The organism is Vreelandella titanicae, assembly GCF_014697095.1.
Classification (GTDB): domain Bacteria; phylum Pseudomonadota; class Gammaproteobacteria; order Pseudomonadales; family Halomonadaceae; genus Vreelandella; species Vreelandella titanicae.
Genome location: NZ_CP059082.1, coordinates 4,756,389 through 4,776,234, shown reverse-complemented (window position 1 = coordinate 4,776,234; position 19,846 = coordinate 4,756,389). Strand labels below are relative to the sequence as shown.

The window sequence follows — 19,846 nt, the reverse complement described above, 5'->3', positions numbered from 1 at the left end:
GCCGTCCACACCTTCAACGCTTAAGCGGGAAGGGGGGCAGAAAGGGCGGCGGGCTGTGTGTCTTGAGCCTCTGGCTCACGCACTAAACTTAACGCTTCATCAAATAGGCGCAATCCTGCGCCTTCTTTATGGGCGTGTTCTGACAAATGACGCCGGAAGCGCCTGCCGCCGGGGCAACCCTGGAATAAACCCAGCAGGTGGCGGGTAATATGATTCAGCTTCGCGCCTTCATCCAAGCGCTGCTGAATATACGGCCGGAAAGCGTTCGCAGCATCCAAACGGCTCTCTGCCGGGCCTTGCTCACCAAACAACTGTTCATCGACACCAGCGAGCAGCCACGGGTTTTGATACGCCTCACGCCCCACCATCACGCTATCCACATGGGTAAGCTGCGCTTGGCACTCCGCCAGCGTTTTAATCCCGCCGTTAATGCCAATATGCAATTCAGGGCGGCTCTGCTTTAGACGATGAACACGGGGGTAGTTAAGCGGCGGCACATCGCGGTTCTGTTTAGGCGACAAACCCTGCAGCCACGCCTTACGGGCGTGAACGGTAAACACCTCGCAGCCTGCGTCAGCAACGATAGCGATAAACCGCTCAAGATCAGCGTCCTCATCCTGGTCATCAATACCAATACGGCACTTCACCGTGACCGGAATAGACACCGCAGCCTGCATTGCCCGCACTGCCTCTGCCACCTTTTCGGGGTAGCCCATCAAGCACGCGCCAATCAGGTTGTTCTGCACGCGGTCACTCGGGCAGCCGACGTTCAGGTTCACCTCGTCATAGCCCCAGGCTTCGGCAATCGCTGCGCACTCAGCCAGCTCACCGGCGTCGCTGCCGCCTAACTGCAGTGCAAGCGGATGCTCCACCTCGTTATAGCCCAAAAAGCGCTCACGGGGCGTCCCGTGCAAAATCGCACCGGTAGTGACCATCTCGGTATACAGCAGCGCACGCTTGGTTAAGGTGCGTGCTAGCGCTCTGTAATCGCGGGTTGTCCAATCCATCATGGGCGCGACGGAGAAAGTTCTATCCAGCTCCGGGCGGGCAATGCCAGACTTCATGCGGGTTTGCGCGGTTGTGTTATCATTCATAACTGTTCATGTTTACAGTGGTTGAGCGGCGTTTTACATGGTTCGTTGGTACATATTTGGTACTTGAGCCGCTTTTGATTTGGTACATCTGAGAGGCAAGTATGGCAACGATTCGCAAGCGCCGTAAAAAGGACGGCAGTTTCTCATATACTGCCCATTTTAGCATTCCGAGAAAGGACCTTACGCTAAAGCCTGGGTTTAAGCAGTAAACACCGCATACACCATCTGCAGTGCCAGCCCCATCAGCATAAACGCAAATACTCGTTTGAGAAGTTTGACGGGCAGCCTATGCGCTAATTTTGCTCCGATGGGAGCCGTTAGGATACTGAAGGGCGCCATGAGCAGTAGCGCGGGCAGGTAAACGTAGCCGAGCGCTGCACTGGGCAGTCCTTGGATAGACCATCCGTTGATTATGTAGCCAAGTGCACCAGCAACTGCGATAGGGAGTCCTACGGCTGCTGAGGTGCCTATTGCGCGGGGTAGCTTGACGTTACACCAGGTGAGGAAGGGCACTGTTAGTGAGCCACCGCCAATAGCAACGAGCGCGGAAATGCCACCGATGCCCAACCCCACACCGCTTACGCCGATAGGGCCGGGTAAGCCGCGGCTCGGTTTGGGCTTGATGTTTGCCAGCATCTGGAGCGACATTAGCACCATAAAGCAGGCGAAAAAGATGGCAAGGCCGCGGGTGGGCAGCAGCGCAGCGATAAAGGTCGCCAAAAAGGTGCCGATTAATATGCCAGGGGTAATAAAGCGCACGATGTCCCAGCGAACGGCTCCGTGCCGATGGTGGGAAAGCAGGCTAGCGGTAGAGGCGGGAATGATGGCCGCCATGGCGGTACCTAAAGCCAAGTGGGCAAGGTGCTCGTGGGGCACGCCTTGGAGTACAAAAAGCGACGTCAGAATTGGCACCATAATGCCGCCACCACCAATCCCCAATAAGCCCGCCATCAAGCCCACAAAACCGCCCAGTGCTATATAGGCCAACCACCAAATGATGTCCAAAGCCGCTGCTCCTAAAAGTGTCTTGTTAGCATGATAAGCATATTGTACCTGAAGCGGTGCCTGTCGCGGGGCCAATACAAGTATTCCACTGTGGTGGCGGCTATGCAGTGGTAAGCTGCTAGGAGCCTGTCAGACTGAATGCTGATCTACTGCAAATTCGTGTGCTTTTCGCGACGATCGGTCAAGCCTGACAGGCTCCGGGGCAATATTTTGGAGTGCATATGCGCAATGTATTAAGCAGTGTTGGTGTGTTGATGATCTCCGTTGCGCTACTGGTAGGCTGTGGCGAAACAGACGAGCCGAGTGAGTCGGTATCAACTGCAGAACAAACATCAGCCCCTGAGCCCACAGCTGCTGAGATAGACGTGGCTGCGGCAGAAGAGGTGGCGCCTCTTGTCGTCGAGATAATGGCGCATGTATCGCTGCGCAGTGATCGGCGTTTAATGGTGGAAGGCGAGAGCAACTTGCCCGATGAAACGCTGGTACAGATTATTGTCGAACGCGAGATCAGCGGCGTGCGTTGGCGTGAGCGGACGCGTATAGAGAATGGCGTGTTCGCAGCGGGCCCATTTGGCCCTGGCAGTGGCTTACCCGATGGTGGCTATATAGTGCAGGTTGAGGTTTCCGAAGGCAGTGTGCAGCCGGAAACCGTTCAAGCGCGTATTGGCCACGAGGGCCAGCACCTGGCGGGAGAGCTGGTAAATCAATCCCGCCATGGGCTGGGCCAAGTGGCCACCTACTCACGACGCTTCTTGGTGGGGAGTGAGCCAAGGCAAACGCGTGACCAGGTGGAGGTGCTAGAGAGTCCGGGGAGGTAGACGCTTTAGGCAGGATGCCAATGGGCTAGCAGTACTGCATGAATCGATGTGTCGCTTGGGGCTTTGGCGAAGTGCTCAATGACGAAACGATCGTCGCGTTGCACTACATAGTGGCCCGCTTTGTGAAACACATGGGTTGGCCCGAGTAGCAGAAGGTCACCAGCATTAACGGGTGAAAAATCTGTACCTGGGCCGGGTGTTGCCATTACGCACGGTGCTTTCCAGTCGATGTTCAGCGGGAGGTGACTGGGCACTTTAATGGTCGTTGCCTGTACCTGTTCCCAGGGGAGGGGACCAGTATGGGTCAACGTTAATAGCTCGGGGGCGCTATCACCTTCCAATAGAGTTGCCAGGGAGCAGTCGAGTGCATCAGCGAGCGCCACAAGGCGTTCGTGACCGATCTGTTTGATCGCCCCAGATTCCCAATAAGAAATGGTGACATCTGACACGCCAACTTTGCGTGCGAGAGCAGCTTTGTTGAGCTTGGCCCTAAGCCGCAGTTGCTTGATACGTGAGCCTAGCGATTCCATTTCGTCTTCCTGATGATGAGCTAACAAGCTCGTTGAATGTCTTCCACTATAAATTTCTCTAATATAGATAGTGGAGCTATGAACATACTTTATTGGTCTATCTCAAGCTTGGGGTATGCACCCAAGATGTTGCTGCAGTGCCATACTAAGCGATTGTGCTTTAGCGCGCATTAGTGGACAAATAACGTTGAGTTAATTTCTCTGACGCTTTCTTGCGCTAGTCGTTCCCTGCGCGACGCTGTTGGTTGCGCCTAAGGTGCGTATAATATCGCCATGCATTTTTGCCAATAGGACGTTTTCATGACCGTACGTACTCGCATTGCACCTTCTCCCACAGGAGACCCCCACGTTGGCACGGCCTACATCGCGCTTTTTAACCTATGTTTTGCGCGTCAGCACGGCGGCCAATTCATTCTTCGTATTGAAGACACTGATCGGGTGCGCTCTACTCCTGAGTCGGAGCAGATGATTCTCGATTCACTGCGCTGGCTGGGTCTTGAGTGGGATGAAGGCCCGGATGTTGGCGGCCCCCACGGCCCTTATCGGCAAAGCGAGCGTGGCGATATATATGCTCAATACGCCCAGCAGTTGTTGGATGCCGGGCATGCATTTAAGTGTTACCGCACCAGTGAAGAGCTTGATGAACTGCGTGAAACCCGCAAGGCAGCGGGCTTGCACCTGGCATTGAAGCCTGCTGACTTAGCATTGGAGAGCCAGGAGCAAGCACGCCGTGAACAGGAAGGCTGGCCTTATGTAGTGCGCATGAAGGTGCCTGCCGAAGGCGTTTGTGTGGTCAACGATATGCTGCGCGGTACGATTGAAGTGGAGTGGGCGCAGGTGGACGCGCAAATTCTGCTTAAATCAGACGGCATGCCCACTTATCACCTCGCCAATGTGGTCGACGATCATCTAATGGCGATCACCCATGTGCTGCGTGGGGAAGAGTGGATTAACTCCGCACCAAAGCACCAACTGCTGTATGAGTATTTTGGTTGGCAAATGCCGCAACTTTGTCACATGCCGTTGCTGCGCAACCCCGATAAATCCAAACTCTCTAAGCGCAAAAACCCGACCTCCATCAATTATTATCGTCGGATGGGTTTTTTACCCCAGGCCGTTACCAACTACTTGGGGCGGATGGGGTGGTCGATGCCTGATGAGCGCGAGAAATTCAGTCTACAAGAGATGATGGCGGAGTTTGACGTTCAGCGTGTCTCGTTAGGTGGCCCTGTATTTGATCTGGAGAAACTGACCTGGTTAAACGGTGTGTATATCCGTGAAGACCTGGATGATGATGCACTGTTGAGCGCACTGCGTGACTGGGCTTTCAATGAAGCTTACGTTAAGCAGATACTGCCGCAGGTGCGACCACGGGTAGAGACGCTCTCCCAGGTAATGCCGTTGGCAGGGCACTTCTTCTCTGGCCTTCCGGCGCTAACAGAAGCGTCGTTTGATAGCGTGAAGCTCGAGGAAGAGGAGCTGGTCAAACTGCTTCAGTTCCTTGTTTGGCGATTCGAGGGCGTTTCGGCTTGGCATAAAGAGGCGCTGTTGAACGAGGTGAAAACGCTGGCTGAGCACTTTGACTTGAAAATGAAAGCCTTTCTGGCGCCGGTGTTTATTGCCATTACCGGCAGCGCGTCCAGCACCTCAGTGATGGACGCCATGGCGATTCTGGGTTCAGACGTTACCCGGGCACGCCTGCGTAGTGCGATAGAGGTATTGGGCGGCGTCTCGAAAAAGCAGGCCAAGCGCTTTGAAAAAGAATTTCGTGAGATCGCTTCGTGAAATAGTTTAGTAAAATCAGCTAACCGCGCATGAGATAGCGCTAGCGCCAATTTCTCATCCTTAGGAAATTGGCGTTTTTTCTGTTGACGAAGGCCAGCGGAATCAGTATTATACGCTCCGTCTTCGTGACATGTGGGGCCTTAGCTCAGCTGGGAGAGCGCAACACTGGCAGTGTTGAGGTCAGCGGTTCGATCCCGCTAGGCTCCACCAATTAGTAGTACTTGTTATCAGTACCTTTCGCGAAGCGGCTCGATATACGTCCCATTCGTCTAGTGGTCTAGGACACCGCCCTTTCACGGCGGTAACAGGGGTTCGAACCCCCTATGGGACGCCACTAATTCAGTATCCCTCCTAATCGTTTATTTCTCTGGCAATGAGTCTTCTCATTTGCTGGCTTTTTGTATTCCCGCTGTTCACAAAAGAGCTACAAATCGACAATTTTTGGGCGATTTTGTGCTTGACTTGTCCACTTTTGCGATTCTGGCTTAAAGGTTGTGCACAACCCCTTGTTGTTGACGCAAAAAATCTTTAACAGAACTTAAGTCTTTAAAAAACAATGACTTACAGGAGGTTAAAAAATAACCAATTTAAGGCTGGCCCACTGCCCATGGCGATTTCGGGACGTTTTGAAGTGGTTGTGAACAGGGTTATCCACAGATAGTGTGGAAAACCTTGAGCAGGATCCAGAAGCAAAAAAGTCAAGCGATAATGGAGTCGAATTAGGCGTTTTTGAAGTCCTTCAATGTTGCATCCGGCTATCGCAGCGTCCTAGGCTCAGAAGGGGCAAGGGGTGGTCTCTAAGGGGAGAGTTTGCTCAAGGCACCTGGTAGGTTAGTGAATGGTCGCGAGCGCATGTGGTGGTGCGTTGGTGGTCTATGAACCAGAGCGTTAATCAGCCCATACGCAAAAGGCCACCCGAAGGTGGCCTTTGATCGTACTGTCAAGCGGGGATGGTTTATTTTTTCGGATAGTCACGCTGGTCGTGGCCAATATAGAGCTGGCGCGGACGACCGATTTTGTAGCTTTCGCTGAGCATTTCGTGCCAATGCGAGATCCAGCCAATAGTGCGCGATACCGCGAAGATCACGGTGAACATATTGGTGGGGATACCCATGGCTTTCAAAATGATGCCTGAGTAGAAATCAACGTTCGGGTACAGCTTCCGCTCGATGAAGTACTCGTCTTCTAGGGCAATTTGCTCAAGACGCTTGGCGATTTTAAGCTGAGGGTCGTCGGCCATGCCGAGCTCTGCAAGTACTTCGTCGCAGGTCTCTTTCATTACCTTGGCGCGCGGGTCAAAGTTGCGATACACGCGGTGACCAAAGCCCATTAGCTTGAACGGGTCGTCCTTATCCTTGGCTTTATCAACAAAGCGCTGGATGTTCTCTTCGGAGTCTTCACCGATTTCGTCGAGCATAGCCAGCACGGCTTCGTTGGCGCCGCCGTGAGCGGGGCCCCAAAGTGCCGCGATACCTGCGCTAATACAAGCGAATGGGTTGGCCCCCGTGGAGCCTGCCAAGCGTACAGTCGAGGTAGAGGCGTTCTGCTCGTGATCCGCATGCAGCATGAAGATGCGATCCATGGCTTTCGCGTATACCGGGTTGATTTTGTACTCTTCGCAAGGGTTGCTGAACATCATGTAGAGGAAGTTCTCTGCATAGGTCAGATCGTTGCGCGGGTAGTTAAAGGGCTGACCCACATTATACTTATGGGACATTGCCGCCAGGGTAGGCATCTTGGCGATCAGGCGGATCGCGCTGATCACGCGATCTTCCTCTTGAGTGATGTCCATGTGGTCGTGGTAGAAGGCCGCTAAGCCGCCCACTACACCGCACAAAATAGACATCGGGTGGGCATCGCGGCGGAACCCTTTAAAGAAGTTGTTGATCTGATCGTGAACCATGGTGTGGTTACGAATGCGCGATTCAAAATCCGCGTACTGCTCGTCGTTGGGTAACTCACCAAACAGCAGGGTGTAGCACACTTCTACGAAATTGGACTCTTTGGCCAGTTGATCAATCGGGTAGCCGCGGTGTAGCAGCACGCCCTTGCCGCCATCAATATAAGTGATGGCAGACTGGCAGGAAGAGGTGGCCATAAAGCCGGGGTCGTAGGTGAACAGGCCTTCAGCGCCTAAACCGCGTACGTCGATGACGTCGGGGCCAAGTGTGCCGGAATACATGGGTAGCTCGATCGGTTTATCCAGACCGTCTACCGTCAATGTCGCTTTCCTGTCAGCCATGCTGGCCTCCTTTCGAATTCGGGTTGGGACGTAAAGTCATTGCTGCGCATACCGCGCCGGCGAAAAGGCTTGCCCACTATAGAAGTGTGCGACATTTTGTCAATTAGCCTAAGCGCTAGCTGCAGGTTGTACAAATATTGTTGCTTTGAATAGTTTTTGTATACGATGAAAAAGCCTACATTATGGCGAAGCGTCAGAAGATTGACGATAGGCTAACATGATATGTTAACAGGCTTATCAAATTGCTAATCTACTGTCACTATAACCATGCTGCAGCGCAAAATCGACTCAGGATGCGGACAATTTTCTTGCACCATAGTCGAGTTAGGGCTGAGTTCGGTTTGTAAGCGAGGGCGAAGGTTCTTATAATCCACGGCGCGCGACCGGCAGGTAGGTGGTCGTGCCCGACTTGGCAACGGCCGAGCCCCTTCCAGCAACCACCGCCCGCTCGGGCCATGCCCGACCTGTCGCAGAGCGGGCCAAGAGAGTGTGTACAAAGCCGTGAATAGCAAACGACCCGTAAACCTAGACCTTACTACGATACATTTCCCACTGCCGGCGCTGACGTCGATCACACACCGCATCACGGGTGTCATCCTGTTCGTTGGCCTGATTTTCGCTTTTTGGGCGCTGGGCAAGTCCTTGTCATCTCCTGCGGGTTTCGACGCCGTTAGCGATGCACTGGCCAATAATTTTTTGGCTAAGTTGATTGCTTGGGGGTTGTTATCCGCACTGGCATTCCACTTTGTAGCAGGTATCAAGCACCTGCTGATGGATGCCGATATTGGGGTAACCCTTGAGGGTGGCGTTAAAAAAGCGCAGATCACCGTCGTGGTCAGCGCTGTTCTGATTATTCTGGCAGGAGTTTGGGTATGGTAACTAACATTACAAGTTTTGGCCGTAGTGGGCTTTCTGACTGGCTGATGCAGCGCGTTTCTGCTGTTATTTTGGCCCTCTACACGGTCTTTATCGTTGCCTTTCTGCTGTTTAATCCGAACCTCGATTACTACACGTGGAGCGGTCTGTTCAGCCAGACGTGGATGCGGATTTTCTCGCTACTGGCGTTCGTCGCCTTAGCCGCACACGCCTGGATTGGTCTGTGGACCGTCACCACCGACTATCTCAAGTCCACTCGCCTGCGCGTGGGTGTCCAAGCTGTCATCATCTTGGGCATTTTCGTGTACTTGGTGTGGGGCATTCAAATTCTGTGGGGAGCTTGATTACATGTCTAATCTGCGTAGCCTGACGTTTGACGCCATTATTATTGGTGGCGGTGGCTCTGGCCTGCGAGCCGCTCTAGAGCTGGCGAAGTCCGGCAAAAAGACGGCCGTGTTATCGAAAGTTTTCCCGACCCGCTCTCACACCGTTTCTGCCCAGGGTGGTATTACCTGCGCGATTGCGTCCGATGACCCGAATGATGACTGGCGCTGGCATATGTACGACACCGTTAAAGGCGGCGATTATATCGCTGACCAGGACGCGGCGGAGTATATGTGTTCTGAAGGCCCGAAAGCGGTATTCGAGCTCGAGCATATGGGCTTGCCGTTCTCGCGTTTAGATAACGGTCGCATTTATCAGCGCCCGTTTGGCGGTCAGTCGAAGAACTTCGGTGAAGGTGGCCAGGCGGCTCGTACCTGTGCCGCTGCTGACCGTACCGGCCACGCGCTGTTGCACACCCTTTACCAGAATAATTTGAAGAACAATACCGTGTTCCTCAATGAGTGGTATGCGGTGGATTTAGTCAAAAATGCCAGCGGTGATGTGGTCGGCTGTATCGCCATGTGTATCGAGACGGGCGAAGTGGTTCACATTAAGTCCAAGGCCACAGTATTAGCTACTGGTGGTGCCGGCCGTATTTATGCTTCCACAACCAATGCGTTGATTAACACCGGTGACGGTATTGGCATGGCGCTGCGTGCGGGCTTCCCGATGCAAGACATGGAAATGTGGCAGTTCCACCCGACCGGTATTTACGGTGCGGGCACGCTGGTCACAGAAGGCTGCCGCGGTGAGGGTGGCTACCTGATCAACAAAGACGGCGAACGCTTTATGGAGCGTTATGCGCCGAATGCCAAAGATTTGGCGGGCCGTGACGTTGTAGCCCGTTCGATGGTCATGGAAATTCTGGAAGGTCGTGGCTGTGGCGAGAAGGGCGATCACGTCTTCTTGAAGCTTGATCACCTGGGTGAAGAAGTACTTGGTAAGCGCCTACCCGGTATCGTTGAGCTCTCCAAGACGTTTGCTCACATCGATCCGGCAAAAGACCCGATCCCGGTCGTACCGACCTGCCATTACATGATGGGCGGTATTCCGACCAATATTCATGGTCAGGCGATTACCATGGACGAAAGCGGTAACGATCATATCGTTAACGGCCTGTTTGCCTGTGGTGAAGCAGCGTGTGTTTCTGTTCACGGTGCTAACCGCTTGGGCGGTAACTCGCTACTTGATCTAGTGGTCTTCGGTCGTGCTGCAGGCATGTTTATTGAAGGCGCGCTGAACGAAGGCATTGAGTACCTGGACGCTTCCGAGTCTGACATTGAGTCGGCCATGAAGCGGATCACGCGCTGGAATGAGTCTGAGGGTGGTGAAAGTATTCCTGAGCTGAAAGCTGAGCTTCAGGAAATCATGCAGACCTCCTTCGGCGTATTCCGCGAAGAGAAAAACATGCTGGAAGGCGTCGACAAGCTAGCGCTGCTGCGCGAGCGCATCGCCAATGCCTACTTGCCTGACAAGTCCAATGCCTTCAACACTGCCCGTGTAGAAGCACTGGAACTTGATAACTTGATGGAAGTGGCTGAAGCGACGGCGATCGCTGCCCTAGAGCGTAAAGAGAGCCGCGGCGCCCACTCGCGTTACGACTATCCAGACCGTGATGACGTCAACTGGCTGAAGCACTCGCTCTTCTTCCCAGCGACGAAAGAGCTGAAAAAACGCGACGTTAACTTCAAGCCGAAAACCGTTGATACGTTCGAGCCTAAGGTTCGTACCTACTAAACGCCGCATAGACGAGAGGGAGTCACTATGTCCAATCTTCAGGTATCCGTATACCGCTACAATCCGGAAACCGACTCCGCACCTTACATGCAGGAGTTTCAGGTCGATACTAAAGGCCGCGATGTGATGGTGCTGGATGTTCTTCATATGATGAAGGAACAAGACAGCGGTTTGGCGTTTCGTCGCAGCTGCCGTGAAGGCGTCTGCGGTTCAGACGGCATGAACATGAACGGCAAAAACGGCTTGGCATGTATCACGCCGCTGTCAGACGTTGTCAAAAACAACAAGCTGACCCTGCGCCCGCTGCCGGGCCTGCCGGTTATTCGCGATATGGTCGTGGATATGGGGCTGTTCTATAAGCAGTACGAGCGTATTCAGCCGTACCTGCAGAACGATACGCCTGCACCGGCCATTGAGCGTCTGCAGTCGCCAGAAGAGCGCGACAAGCTAGATGGCTTGTATGAGTGTATTCTATGTGCATGCTGTTCAACGTCTTGCCCGTCGTTCTGGTGGAACCCCGAGAAGTTTGTCGGCCCGGCCGGTTTGCTGCAGTCTTACCGCTTCCTGGCCGATTCACGTGACACGGCTACCAGCGAACGGTTGAGCAACCTGGAAGATCCGTTCTCGGTGTTCCGTTGCCGTGGCATCATGAACTGTGTAGCGGTGTGCCCAAAAGGGCTCAACCCTACCCGGGCAATTGGTAAAATTCGCGAAATGTTACTCGCTGATGCTACCTAAGCCTATGACATCTTAGTAAAAAAGCGCCTGCCACTTAAGTTGGGTGATAATGCCACTTAAATCATGGCGCTTCGCTTGTTATCATAGGGTTTGTCAGGCGGTGCGGCGTCACGTCGCACTGCTGATCAGACAAGTTTGAAAGCCGGTGCCTGGGGTACCGGCTTTCGAGCATGAACTGAAGACGAAACATCGTATGACCGCTAGAAACACAGTATGACCGCTAGATGCGACATAAAGTGTGAGATGAAGAATAGCTAGACGAACAGGGTTTCCGGCCGTTGGCCGGCGCCGCCGGCAAATGTCCCGCCCCGCCGGCAGGGCAATAGCGATGTCGCCGCATGTTTGCGACGATACCGATACCACCCCATCAGTGCAGGGTGACCGAGAGATGCAACAAGGCATAATGGAGTTGATGTGGCGTTCCTCTCACGTTAGTGGCGGCAATGTTCACTACGTGGAAGCGCTTTACGAGCAGTACCTCGCCGATCCTGAGTCTGTCCCTGACGAATGGCGCAGCTATTTTGATGAGTTGCCGCGCCCCGAGGGCAGTGCCTCCCACGATGTTCCACTTAGCCCCGTGCGTGATCAGTTCTACCAGTTGGGGCGCGAAAGTCGCCCGGGCCGGGTAGTCGCCGCTGCCGATAGCGGTGAAAACAAAAAGCAGGTAAAAGTCCTGCAACTGATCAACGCTTACCGCTTCCGTGGCCATCAAAAGGCCAATATCGACCCGCTAGGGCTGCGTAATCCCACCCCCGTCCCCGATCTCGATCTGTCCTTTCATCAGCTTTCAAAAGCTGATCTGGATACCGAGTTCCAAACCGGTTCTTTCTTTTTAGGTATCGACAAAGCGCCACTGCGTGACATCGTAGATGCGTTGGAGCGTACTTACTGCCGCTCCATCGGCTGCGAGATCATGCATATCGTCGATACGGAAGAGAAACGCTGGCTACAACGGCGTTTTGAGTCGGTACGCAGTGCGCCTGATTTCAGTGCCGACGTGCGCAAGCACGTGCTGGAGCGTTTGACGGCCGCCGAAGGTTTGGAGAATTACCTGGCATCCAAGTATCCAGGTACCAAGCGTTTCGGTCTTGAAGGCGGCGAATCGTTTGTGCCGATGATGGACGAGCTTATCCAGCGTGCTGGCGGTTATGGCACCAAGGAAGTGGTCATCGGTATGGCGCACCGTGGTCGACTCAATCTGCTAGTCAATATTCTGGGTAAAAACCCAGCTGACTTGATTGATGAGTTCGACGGCAAGAAAGTCATCGAGCGTGGCTCAGGTGATGTGAAGTACCACCAGGGTTTCAGTTCGAACGTCATGTCCCCGGGCGGCGAAGTCCATTTGGCGATGTCGTTTAACCCGTCGCACCTGGAAATTGTCGCGCCTGTCGTAGAGGGTTCGGTGCGTGCCCGCCAAGATCGCCGTAACGACGAAGAGGGCAGTAAAGTACTGCCGATCAACGTCCACGGTGATGCGGCGTTTGCCGGTCAAGGCGTGGTGATGGAGACATTCCAGATGTCTCAGACCCGTGCTTATAAAACCGGTGGCACCGTCCATATTGTGATTAACAACCAAGTGGGCTTCACCACCTCGCATCCGCTGGATGCACGCTCTACCGAATACTGCACTGATATTGCCAAGATGGTTCAAGCGCCTATTTTTCATGTCAATGGCGATGACCCGGACGCAGTGCTGCACGCCACCCAAGTCGCTCTCGACTATCGCCAGCAGTTCAAAAAAGATGTGGTGATCGATCTCGTTTGCTACCGTCGCCGTGGCCACAACGAAGCTGACGAGCCGTCAGGCACGCAGCCGATGATGTATTCCAAGATCAAAGATCACCCTTCTGCGCGCTCGCTGTACGCCAAGCGCTTGGTTGATCAGGGCGTGCTCTCTGAAGAGTCCGCTAAAGCGATGATCGAAACCTATCGTGATGACCTCGTGGCAGGCAACCACGTTGCCAATGCACTGGTGCAAGAGCCCAACGCTTCTCTGTTCGTTGACTGGGCGCCTTACCTGGGTCACGAATGGTCTGGTGATGCCGACACGACGTTTGATATGAAGCGTCTGCAGCAGTTAGCGGCTCGCATGTGTGAAGTGCCGGATGGCGTCGAAGTGCAGCGTCAGGTGGCCAAGATTTATGAAGACCGGCGTAAAATGCAGGCTGGTGGTTTGGCACTTAACTGGGGTTTTGCGGAAACACTAGCCTACGCCACGCTGCTAGAGCAGGGGCATCCGATCCGGATTACCGGGCAAGACGTTGGGCGCGGTACTTTCTCCCACCGTCATGCGGTGGTGCATAATCAGAAAGATGGCACTACCTATGTTCCGCTGCAGAATATGGCCGATGGTCAGCCGCGTTTCACCATTCATGACTCCTTCCTTTCGGAAGAAGCGGTGTTGGCATTTGAGTACGGCTACTCAACCACTGCTCCGAATGACTTGGTGATCTGGGAAGCTCAGTTTGGTGACTTCTTTAACGGCGCCCAGGTGGTCGTGGATCAGTTCATCTCGTCGGGTGAAACGAAGTGGGGCCGGGTGTGTGGTTTAACCATGCTGTTGCCACACGGCTACGAAGGCCAGGGCCCGGAGCACTCTTCGGCGCGTTTGGAGCGCTTCCTGCAAATGTGTGCTGAGCACAATATGCAGGTCTGCGTACCCACCACGCCCGCACAGATTTATCATCTACTGCGTCGTCAGGTGATTCGTCCGCTGCGCAAACCGCTGGTGGTGATGACACCTAAATCGCTGCTGCGTCATAAAGAAGCGATTTCGAGCCTTGAAGATCTCGCTCACGGTAAGTTCCATATGGTACTCGCCGACCAGGCAGATCTGGCGCCGAAGAAGGTCACACGCGTTGTGCTATGTGCTGGCAAGGTCTACTACGACTTAGCCGCTTGGCGCGCTGAGAATGAGCGTCATGACACGGCAGTTGTGCGTATTGAGCAGCTATACCCCTTCCCGAAAGAAGAGCTTCTGGAAGCGCTGCAAGACTATACCAACGTAGAAGATATTGTGTGGTGCCAGGAAGAGCCGCTTAATCAGGGCGCTTGGTACTCCAGCCAGCACAATATGCGTGCAGTGGCCGACATGCTGAAAGATGGCCTTGGTCGCGAGTTGAAATTTGCAGGACGTCCTGCCTCTGCTGCTCCAGCAGCTGGCTATATGTCCGTCCACACTGAACAGCAGCGCCAGCTGGTGGAAGACGCTTTTAATTTATAAGCGACCACCGGATTTAGAGAACATATAAGGGAAACGACATGGCTACTGAGATCAAAGCGCCAACCTTTCCGGAATCCGTTGCCGAAGGCACAGTGGCGGCGTGGCATAAAAAGCCGGGTGACAGCGTTGAGCGTGACGAGCTGATTGTTGAGATCGAAACCGACAAAGTGGTGCTGGAAGTCGTCGCACCGGAAGCGGGAACCCTGACCGACGTAATGGCCGAAGAGGGCGATACGGTTGCGTCAGAACAGGTGCTGGGCAAAATCGGCGAAGGCAGCGCGTCTGGCAGCCAAAAAGAAGAGAAATCTTCGGGCGATGACAGCGCTGAAAAATCCGAAGAGAAGTCTGAAGGTAAGAAAGAAGAGAAAAAAGCCAGCGGTGGCGGCAAGCAACACGACGTAAAAGCCCCCAGCTTCCCTGAGTCAATCCAGGAAGGCACCGTGGCGACCTGGCACAAAAAAGTCGGTGAAGCGGTCCAGCGCGATGACGTGCTGGCCGACATCGAAACCGATAAGGTTGTGCTGGAAGTGGTCGCTCCGGCCGATGGCGCCCTGGCTGAAATTAAAGCCGAAGAGGGTAGCCAGGTTGAATCTGAAGCGATTCTTGCGACCTTCACCGAAGGGGCCGGTGGCGACAGTGGAAGCGAAAGCGGTGGCGATTCAGCGTCCGCTAAAGCAGACAGCAGCGATGGCGATGGCGCCGACGAGAAAGTCGGTGACAAAATCCTCGCTCCGGCCGCACGTAAAATGGTTGCCGAGCATGACCTGGACGTTGCCAAGATTGAAGGCACCGGCAAAGGTGGCCGCATCTTGAAAGAAGACGTTCAGAAAGCGGTCAAAGACGGTTCTGCCAAGAAAGCAGCAAAATCGTCTGCACCAGCGAAAGCTGCCGCGGCACCAACTGCCGAAGGTGAGCGCATCGAGAAGCGCGTACCGATGAGCCGTCTGCGTCAGACCATCGCCAAGCGCCTGGTTCAGGCGCAGCAAACCGCGGCGATGCTGACTACCTACAACGAAGTGGACATGACCGAGATCATGGCCCTCCGTGCGCAGTACAAAGAGACGTTCTTAAAAGCTCACGACATTAAGCTGGGCTTTATGGGCTTCTTTGTAAAAGCGGCTTCAGAAGCGCTCAAGCGGTTCCCGGACGTTAACGCCTCTATCGACGGCACCGACATCGTTTATCACGGTTATCAGGATATCGGCGTTGCGGTATCCACTGACCGTGGTTTGGTCGTGCCGGTACTGCGTGACACCGACAGCATGAAAATTGCTGACGTCGAGCGCAAGATTGTCGACTTCGGCAAGCGTGGTCGTGACGGTAAGCTGGGCATGGACGACATGATCGGCGGCACCTTTACCATCACCAACGGTGGTACCTTTGGCTCGCTGATGTCGACTCCGATCATCAACCCGCCGCAAACCGCCATTCTGGGCATGCACAAAATCCAGGATCGTCCGATGGCCATCAACGGCAAGGTCGAGATTCGCCCGATGATGTATCTGGCGCTCTCTTACGACCACCGTATGATCGACGGCAAAGACGCCGTTCAATTCTTGGTCACTCTCAAAGAGTTGCTGGAAGACCCGGCACGTCTGCTGCTAGATATCTAAAAAAGCGTAAGCGTCATATTGATTCAGTACGCTGATGCTTAACCAGGATATATCTGCAATCGCACTCAGCCTCCCGCCCGGTTCGAGTTAAAATGGGGGGAGGCCAGCAAGCTAAAGGAGCCAACATGGCTGATAAGTTTGATGTGATCGTTATTGGTGCCGGCCCTGGCGGTTACGTCGCCGCCATTCGTGCCGCACAGATGGGCCTAAAAACGGCCTGTGTCGAAAAATGGGTTAATAAGGAAGGTAAGACAGTTCACGGCGGCACTTGCCTAAACGTGGGCTGTATTCCCTCGAAGGCCTTGCTGGAAACCTCGCACAAGTTTGTTGAGGCCCGTGACCATTACGCCGAGATTGGTATTGAAATCAGCGATGTGTCAACGAACATTGCCAAGATGCTTGAGTTCAAGGATCAGGTCATCGCCAAGAACGTCGGCGGTATTAGTGCGTTATTCAAAGCCAATGGTGTTACCGCCCTTGAAGGCACCGGCAAAGTAGTCGCGTCTAAGCAGGTCGAAGTTACTGGCCATGATGGTGAAAAAGCCACTTATGACGCTGACAACATTGTTATCGCAGCGGGCTCTGTGCCGGTTGAGATTCCGCCGACCCCGATGACCGAAGGCTTGATCGTTGACTCTAGTGGTGCGCTTGAATTTACCGAGGCACCTAAGCGCCTGGGTGTGATTGGGGCTGGCGTCATCGGTCTCGAACTGGGCAGTGTGTGGAGCCGCCTGGGCAGTGAAGTCACTATGCTTGAAGCCATGGACAGTTTCCTGCCGATGGTGGATACCGCCATCGCCAAGGAGACCCAGAAGCTACTCAAGAAGCAGGGCCTGGATATCAAACTCGGCGCTCGTGTGACCGGTTCGGAAGTCAAAGGCGAAGAAGTCGTTGTGAAGTACAGCGATGCCAACGGCGAACAAGAGATGACCTTTGACAAGCTCATCGTTTGTGTTGGCCGTCGCCCCTACACCAAAGGCGTAATTGACGAAGGCGTTAGCGTTGAGTTGGATGAGCGTGGCTTTATCTTTGTCGATGACCAGTGCCGTACCAACGTCCCGGGCATTTATGCTATCGGCGACTGTGTACGCGGCCCGATGCTGGCGCATAAAGCCTCTGAAGAAGGCGTTATGGTGGCCGATATTATCGCTGGCCATAAGGCTGAGATGAATTATGACGCTATTCCTAGCGTGATCTATACCGCACCAGAAGTGGCTTGGGTCGGTATTAACGAGCAGGAAGCCAAGGCTGCTGGAATTGAGATTAAAATGGGTTCTTTCCCGTTTGCAGCTAACGGTAGGGCGCTCGCCAACAACGCTTCAGATGGCATGGCTAAGATCATCGCTGATGCGGAAACTGACCGCATTCTCGGTATGCACATTGTGGGTCAACACGCTGGCGAATTGATTGCCCAGGGTGTGATTGCCATGGAGTTCGGCTCCAGCGCTGAGGATTTGGCATTGACGTGTTATGCGCACCCAACGACTGCTGAAGCAATTCATGAAGCAGCGCTTGCGGTAGATGGTCACGCGATTCATATGGCCAATCGCAAGAAGCGTAAGTAATTTAGTTAAACAACGAAGCGCCACCTTTTAAGGGTGGCGCAAACTTTCGGCTTTGTCTTAATCCACAAAGATCGAAAGAACGGGGATGGCCAGTTTTTTAGAAACTGATCATCGTTCGAGTCACATGCAACCAATGGCATGAATCGATGAATCTTCACGAGTATCAAGGTAAACAGCTGTTTGCCGACTATGGTCTACCAGTGTCTAAAGGCTTTGCAGTCGACACGCCCGAAGAAGCGGAAGAGGCTTGCAAAAAAATCGGTGGTGACATGTGGGTGGTTAAAGCCCAGGTTCACGCCGGTGGCCGTGGTAAAGCGGGTGGCGTTAAGCTGATTAAAGACCCGGCTGAAGCCAAAACATTTGCAGAGCAGTGGCTGGGTAAAAACCTGGTAACCTTCCAGACTGACGAAAAAGGTCAGCCTGTTGCCAAGATTTTGGTTGAGACCTGCACTGACATCGCCGATGAGCTGTATCTCGGTGCCGTGGTTGACCGTACTACCCGTCGTGTGGTCTTCATGGCCTCCACCGAAGGTGGTGTCGAGATCGAGACGGTTGCAGAAGAGACGCCGGAAAAGATTCTGAAAGCCGAAATCGATCCGCTGGTCGGCGCGCAGCCGTACCAAGCGCGTGAGCTAGCCTTTGAGCTGGGCCTGAAGGGCGACCAGATCAAGCAGTTCACCAAGATTTTCCTGGGTCTGTCTCAGTTGTTCCACGACAAAGACCTGGCGCTGTTGGAAATTAACCCGCTGGTCGTCACTGAAGAAGGCAATCTGCACTGCCTCGACGCCAAACTGGGTCTGGATAGCAACGCTCTATACCGTCACCCTGACCTGCAGGCCATGCGTGATCCTTCGCAAGAAGATCAGCGTGAAGCCGATGCGGCGAAGTGGGAACTTAACTATGTCGCGCTTGATGGCAACATCGGCTGCATGGTTAACGGCGCAGGTTTGGCCATGGGTACCATGGACATCGTCAACCTGAGCGGCGGCAAGCCCGCTAACTTCTTGGACGTTGGCGGCGGCGCCACCAAGGAGCGCGTGGCAGAAGCGTTCAAAATCATCCTCTCTGACGACAATGTTAAAGCCGTACTGGTTAACATTTTCGGCGGTATCGTTCGTTGCGACATGATTGCTGAAGGCATTATCGGTGCCGTTGAGCAAGTGGGTGTCAACGTACCGGTTGTCGTACGTCTGGAAGGTAACAACGCCGAGCTGGGTGCTGAAAAACTAGCATCTAGCGGTTTGAACATCATCGCGGCTACCAGTCTGACCGACGCGGCTCAGCAGGTCGTTAAAGCGGCGGAGGGCAAGTAATGAGCATCCTGATCGATAAGAACACCAAGGTCATCTGCCAGGGCTTTACCGGTGGCCAAGGCACGTTCCACTCCGAGCAGGCGATTGCCTACGGTACGCAAATGGTCGGTGGTGTTACGCCGGGTAAAGGCGGCCAGGAGCACCTCGGTCTGCCCGTTTTCAACACCGTGAAAGAAGCGGTAGCGAAAACCGGCGCGGAAGCCAGCGTTATCTACGTACCGGCGCCGTTCTGTAAAGACTCGATCCTTGAAGCGGCGAATGCCGGTATCAAGCTGATTGTGTGCATCACTGAAGGCATCGCCACGCTAGACATGCTCGAAGCCAAAGTGAAGTGCGACGAGCTGGGTGTACGTCTGATTGGCCCGAACTGCCCAGGTGTTATCACCCCCGGCGAATGCAAAATCGGCATCATGCCGGGTCACATTCACCAGCCGGGCCGCGTAGGTATCGTATCTCGTTCTGGTACCTTGACCTATGAAGCCGTCAAGCAGACCACTGATCACGGTTTTGGTCAGTCTACCTGTGTGGGCATCGGCGGCGACCCGATTCCGGGCTCTAACTTCATCGACATTCTTGAGATGTTCGAGAAAGACCCGAAAACCGAAGCTATCGTCATGATCGGCGAAATCGGTGGCACGGCTGAAGAAGAAGCGGCGGCTTACATCAAAGCTAACGTTTCCAAGCCCGTGGTTTCCTACATTGCCGGTGTTACTGCACCTCCTGGCAAGCGTATGGGCCACGCGGGCGCGATCATCTCTGGCGGTAAAGGCACCGCTGACGAGAAGTTTGCTGCTCTAGAAGACGCTGGTGTTAAAACCGTGCGCTCTTTGGCTGAAATCGGTGATGCGCTGAAAGAAGTGACTGGCTGGTAAGCCATTGACGTTTAGCTGCACGTTATAAGGGCGCCCCTCGGGGCGCCCTTA

Annotated in this window: 15 protein-coding genes and 2 tRNA genes; 13 read left to right on the top strand and 4 right to left on the bottom strand. The window is 54.1% G+C overall.

Annotated elements, in window-relative coordinates; all coding sequences use genetic code 11:
* Positions 1–20 precede the first annotated feature (20 nt).
* On the bottom strand, positions 21–1,094 hold the full coding sequence (gene dusA, locus HZS52_RS22030; protein WP_223827991.1) for a tRNA dihydrouridine(20/20a) synthase DusA: 1,074 nt from the start codon (positions 1,092–1,094) through the stop codon (positions 21–23).
* Between the two features lie 198 nt (positions 1,095–1,292).
* Positions 1,293–2,099: a sulfite exporter TauE/SafE family protein gene (locus HZS52_RS22025; protein ID WP_161463337.1), complete on the bottom strand. Its 807-nt coding sequence runs from the start codon at positions 2,097–2,099 to the stop codon at positions 1,293–1,295.
* A 221-nt stretch (positions 2,100–2,320) separates the two neighbouring features.
* Between HZS52_RS22025 and HZS52_RS22020 the strand changes: the two genes are divergently transcribed.
* Positions 2,321–2,917: a hypothetical protein gene (locus HZS52_RS22020; RefSeq protein WP_159176414.1), complete on the top strand. Its 597-nt coding sequence runs from the start codon at positions 2,321–2,323 to the stop codon at positions 2,915–2,917.
* A 5-nt stretch (positions 2,918–2,922) separates the two neighbouring features.
* Here HZS52_RS22020 and HZS52_RS22015 read toward each other — a convergent pair whose 3' ends face one another.
* On the bottom strand, positions 2,923–3,447 hold the full coding sequence (locus HZS52_RS22015; RefSeq protein WP_027959719.1) for a helix-turn-helix domain-containing protein: 525 nt from the start codon (positions 3,445–3,447) through the stop codon (positions 2,923–2,925).
* Between the two features lie 300 nt (positions 3,448–3,747).
* On the opposite strand from HZS52_RS22015, the gene gltX reads away from it, so the two are divergent.
* The 3 genes from gltX (at position 3,748) to HZS52_RS22000 (ending at position 5,566) form a co-directional block, all read left to right on the top strand.
* On the top strand, positions 3,748–5,232 hold the full coding sequence (gene gltX, locus HZS52_RS22010) for a glutamate--tRNA ligase (RefSeq protein WP_190373696.1): 1,485 nt from the start codon (positions 3,748–3,750) through the stop codon (positions 5,230–5,232).
* A gap of 134 nt (positions 5,233–5,366) precedes the next feature.
* A tRNA-Ala gene (locus HZS52_RS22005) sits at positions 5,367–5,442 on the top strand.
* A 48-nt stretch (positions 5,443–5,490) separates the two neighbouring features.
* A tRNA-Glu gene (locus tag HZS52_RS22000) sits at positions 5,491–5,566 on the top strand.
* Between the two features lie 621 nt (positions 5,567–6,187).
* Here HZS52_RS22000 and gltA read toward each other — a convergent pair.
* On the bottom strand, positions 6,188–7,474 hold the full coding sequence (gene gltA / locus HZS52_RS21995; protein WP_009287293.1) for a citrate synthase: 1,287 nt from the start codon (positions 7,472–7,474) through the stop codon (positions 6,188–6,190).
* 501 nt (positions 7,475–7,975) lie between these two features.
* Here gltA and sdhC point away from each other — a divergent pair.
* The 9 genes from sdhC to sucD all read left to right on the top strand — a co-directional run bounded on the left by sdhC (position 7,976) and on the right by sucD (position 19,795).
* Complete coding sequence (gene sdhC, locus HZS52_RS21990; RefSeq protein WP_196518187.1) at positions 7,976–8,353, top strand: succinate dehydrogenase, cytochrome b556 subunit; 378 nt, start codon at positions 7,976–7,978, stop codon at positions 8,351–8,353.
* Complete coding sequence (gene sdhD / locus HZS52_RS21985) at positions 8,347–8,694, top strand: succinate dehydrogenase, hydrophobic membrane anchor protein (RefSeq protein WP_022520469.1); 348 nt, start codon at positions 8,347–8,349, stop codon at positions 8,692–8,694. The genes sdhC and sdhD overlap by 7 nt, the downstream gene beginning before the upstream one ends.
* 4 nt (positions 8,695–8,698) lie before the next feature.
* Entirely contained in the window at positions 8,699–10,471 is a 1,773-nt protein-coding gene (gene sdhA / locus HZS52_RS21980) for a succinate dehydrogenase flavoprotein subunit (RefSeq protein ID WP_022520468.1), read from the top strand.
* Positions 10,472–10,498: 27 nt separating this feature from the next.
* The gene (locus HZS52_RS21975; protein ID WP_009287296.1) at positions 10,499–11,209 is read left to right on the top strand and encodes a succinate dehydrogenase iron-sulfur subunit; all 711 of its coding nucleotides are present in this window, start codon (positions 10,499–10,501) and stop codon (positions 11,207–11,209) included.
* Positions 11,210–11,597: 388 nt separating this feature from the next.
* Positions 11,598–14,432 (top strand): 2-oxoglutarate dehydrogenase E1 component, encoded by a 2,835-nt coding sequence (locus tag HZS52_RS21970; protein ID WP_027959716.1) that lies wholly within the window; start codon positions 11,598–11,600, stop codon positions 14,430–14,432.
* A gap of 38 nt (positions 14,433–14,470) precedes the next feature.
* Positions 14,471–16,045, top strand: a complete 1,575-nt coding sequence (gene odhB, locus HZS52_RS21965; RefSeq protein ID WP_190373695.1) for a 2-oxoglutarate dehydrogenase complex dihydrolipoyllysine-residue succinyltransferase — start codon at positions 14,471–14,473, stop codon at positions 16,043–16,045.
* A 125-nt stretch (positions 16,046–16,170) separates the two neighbouring features.
* Positions 16,171–17,610, top strand: a complete 1,440-nt coding sequence (lpdA, locus tag HZS52_RS21960; protein WP_190373694.1) for a dihydrolipoyl dehydrogenase — start codon at positions 16,171–16,173, stop codon at positions 17,608–17,610.
* A gap of 146 nt (positions 17,611–17,756) precedes the next feature.
* Complete coding sequence (sucC, locus tag HZS52_RS21955) at positions 17,757–18,923, top strand: ADP-forming succinate--CoA ligase subunit beta (protein ID WP_009287299.1); 1,167 nt, start codon at positions 17,757–17,759, stop codon at positions 18,921–18,923.
* Positions 18,923–19,795, top strand: a complete 873-nt coding sequence (gene sucD / locus HZS52_RS21950) for a succinate--CoA ligase subunit alpha (RefSeq protein WP_009287300.1) — start codon at positions 18,923–18,925, stop codon at positions 19,793–19,795. The genes sucC and sucD overlap by 1 nt, the downstream gene beginning before the upstream one ends.
* Positions 19,796–19,846 lie beyond the last annotated feature (51 nt).